Source organism: Microcoleus sp. D3_18_C4 (assembly GCF_036702355.1).
GTDB lineage: Bacteria > Cyanobacteriota > Cyanobacteriia > Cyanobacteriales > Microcoleaceae > Microcoleus.
On sequence record NZ_JAUBTF010000147.1, the window covers coordinates 1 to 3,541 of the forward strand.

1 protein-coding gene is annotated in these 3,541 nt (G+C 40.8%); it reads left to right on the forward strand.

Features of this window, described 5'->3' with window-relative positions; genetic code table 11:
• The coding region (locus tag QUA90_RS30205; RefSeq protein ID WP_333448770.1) for an AAA family ATPase at window positions 1-3,541 on the forward strand (3,541 nt) is incomplete at both ends.

Genomic DNA, 3,541 nt, shown 5'->3' on the forward strand with positions numbered 1-3,541 from the left:
AAAAACTCTACGGCAGAGAAACAGAAGTTGAAACCTTATTAGCAGCCTTTGAGCGAGTCAGCAGGGGCAGCACCGAAATGATGCTAGTATCCGGTTACTCTGGCATTGGAAAATCCGCCTTAGTACAAGAAGTTTATAAACCAATTACTAAAGCCAGAGGTTATTTTATAGCCGGAAAATTCGACCAATTTCAAAGAAATATCCCTTACGCAGCAGTTGTCAAAGCCTTTCAATCATTAGTCAAGCAACTCTTAACAGAAAGCGAAAATCAACTCAATACCTGGAAACACAAAATCTTAGCAGCTATTGGTACTAATAGTCAAATCATTGTAGATGTCATTCCTGAAGTAGAATTAATCATTGGCCCACAGCCAGCCGTACAAGAATTAGGCGCTACTGAAGCACAAAACCGCTTTAATTTAGTATTTCAAAAATTCATCCGCGTCTTTTGTTCAGTTGACTATCCCTTAGTCATCTTTCTCGACGATTTACAATGGGCTGATTCTGCTACATTGAAATTGCTACAAGTAATGATGGCCGATGAGCAAACCAATTATCTATTTCTAATTGGTGCCTATCGAGACAACGAAGTCAACCCATCTCATCCTTTAATGATGACTTTGGACGAGCTGCAAAATCAAGGTGCAAGAATCGAGCGAATTACTTTAGCTCCCTTACACCTTCACCACATAGTTAACTTAATTACTGATACCGTGCGTAAAGACCAAAACTCAGCGCTCCCCCTAGCCGAGTTAGTGGTCAGTAAAACTCAAGGTAATCCTTTTTTTGTCAATCAGTTTCTCAAAACTCTCTATCAAGAAAACCTGCTAAAATTCAACTTTCACGAAAGAAACTGGGATTGGAACATTTCCGAAATTGAATCAGTAGGTATTACTGATAACGTCATTGAATTGATGATTGGCAAACTGAAAAGACTCCCCCCATCAACTCAACAAGTTTTGCGTTTGGCTGCTTGCGTGGGTAATAGTTTTGACTTAAACACTCTTTCAATTATTAATGAAAAATCTTGGGGAGCCACGTTTCAAGAACTATTGCCCGCCATCCAAGAGGGATTGATTCTAACTACTTCTGAGTTAGGTGCTACCGAATCAGAAATAATTAACTCAGATTTGGTAATTACTACTTATAAATTTTTGCATGACCGCGTGCAGCAGTCGGGTTACGCATTGATTGACTCAAAACTGCAAACCGCAATTCACCTACAAATTGGTCGCCTATTACTAGCGAATATTTCTCCTGAACGACAAGCCGAAAGAGTTTTTGAAATAGTCGATCATTTGAATTCGGGTCGGACTTTAATCATTGATGATAACGAGAAAACTGAACTAGCTATTTTAAATTTAACAGCCGCTCGCAAAGCTAAAGATGCAACGGCTTATGCTGCTGCCAGAGACTACTTAAAATTCGGTCGAGAAATTTTACCGGGCGATATTTGGCAAGACTCCTACGAACTAGCTTTTACCTTTCATAAGGAGCTGGCAGAGGCCGAATATTTAAACGGCAATTTTGAAGAATCAGAAACTTTAATAGAAGTGGCATTTGCCCAGGCAAAATCTGAGCTAGAAAAAGCCGAAATTTATAACATTTTGATCGTGCAGTACACTCTGCTGAGTAAATATGAAGCAGCAGTTCAATCGGGATTAAAAGCCCTTCAATTGCTGGGCATAGACTTGGCTGAAGATAGTTTAAGTGAGGCGATTAATGCGGAAATGGCTACAGCTACAGCTAACTTGGCAAACCAAGAAATTGCTTCATTAATTCATGCCGAAAATATGAAATATCCGGCTCAACTAATGGCCATGAAATTATTGGGCAACATGGGGCCGCTAACGTTCTTTTCATCTCAAGAACTGTGGAAGTTGACTGTGATTAAAGCGATTAACCTTTCTCTCAAGTACGGTTTTGTAGCGGGAGGGTCTTACTGCTATTCGTGTTATGGAATTATCCTAAATTCAATTTTAGGGGATTACCAATCGGCTTATGAGTTTGGCAGACTCGCTCTGACTCTCAGCGAAAATTCAAATAACTTGTCTCAAAACTGCCAAGATAGTGTGATCTTTGCCAATTACTTAAATTGCTGGGTGAGACCGCTCAAAACTACGGCGGAAATTAATAATGAAGGTTATAAAGTTGGCTTGCAATCGGGCAATTTGCAATGGACGGGTTATAACCGGATGTTTCAAACTATTACCTATTTCTTTCAGGGCATGAATTTGACTAACCTTTTGGAAGATATTGGCAAGTCGCTCCATTTTTGCGAGCAAACTAAAAATTTATGGGCGATTGATATTATTATTGCTAATAAGATAGCCATTTTAAATTTGATGGGCGAAGAGGATGATGTTAGCGAAGAACAGCATTTAGAAAATTTCCACAGCCGTAAAAGTATGGCGGCGCTGTGCGAGTTTTATGTTTTAAAAGCGCAGACTTTATATCTTTACGGACTGTATAGTGAGGCGCTAGAAGCATCGGATCGCGCTGCTGAACTGCTCGATTATTTAATGGGTCATATTTCTAGTGCTCACCATCATTTTTACCGTTGTCTGATTTTAACGGCTCTGTATTCAGATGTTTCTGAGTCGGAGCGAAAAGATTACTGGGAGCAATTAGAAGCTCATCAGAAAAAAATCAAAATTTGGGCTGATAACTGCTCGGAAAGTTTCGCACATAAATTATCGCTAGTGGCGGCAGAAATGGCGAGGATTTCAGGTCGAGATTTGGAGGCGATGGATTTGTACGATCGCGCGATAGCTGAGGCTAGAGAGGGTGATTTTATTCAGAATGAAGCGCTGGCGGCGGAACTTGCTGCTAAGTTCTGGTTGGGGAAAGATAAAGAAGAATTTGCCCAAATCTATTTGACTAAGGCCCACTATGGCTACCAATACTGGGGTGCTAAACGTAAAGTTGAGAGTTTGGAGGAAAAATATCCTCAATTAATCGCGAGAACTTCAGGGAAGACAACTACTCAAACTAAAGTTAATCGCACTACGACGGCGACTACTAGCAACAATTTGGGTGAGACGCTAGATTTAGCTACGGTGATGAAAGCTTCTCAAGCGATTTCGGGTGAAATTGTTTTGAGTAGGTTGCTGGAAAGATTGATGAAAATTGCGATCGAAAATGCGGGGGCGCAAAAAGGTTTTTTGATTTTAGAAAAAGGGGGAAACTGGACGCTAGAGGCGGAAGGTTCGGTGCAGGAGGATGAAGTTAGTGTGCTGCAATCGCTTCCTCTCAATCCCACAGCAGCTTCTGGGGGTACTCCTTTGCTTGCTTGTGCGATCGCCAATTATGTGATTCGTACTCAGGAAAATGTGGTGTTAAATAATGCGGCTCAAGAGGGACAATTTACCCGCGATCCTTATATTGCAGCTACTCAACCGAAATCTATTCTTTGTACTCCTCTGTTGCACCAAGGTAAGCTGACTGGTCTTCTTTATTTGGAAAATAATTTGACTGAGGGGGCTTTTACTACCGATCGCCTGGAGTTGTTAAAACTTTTATCTGCCCAAATTGCTATTTC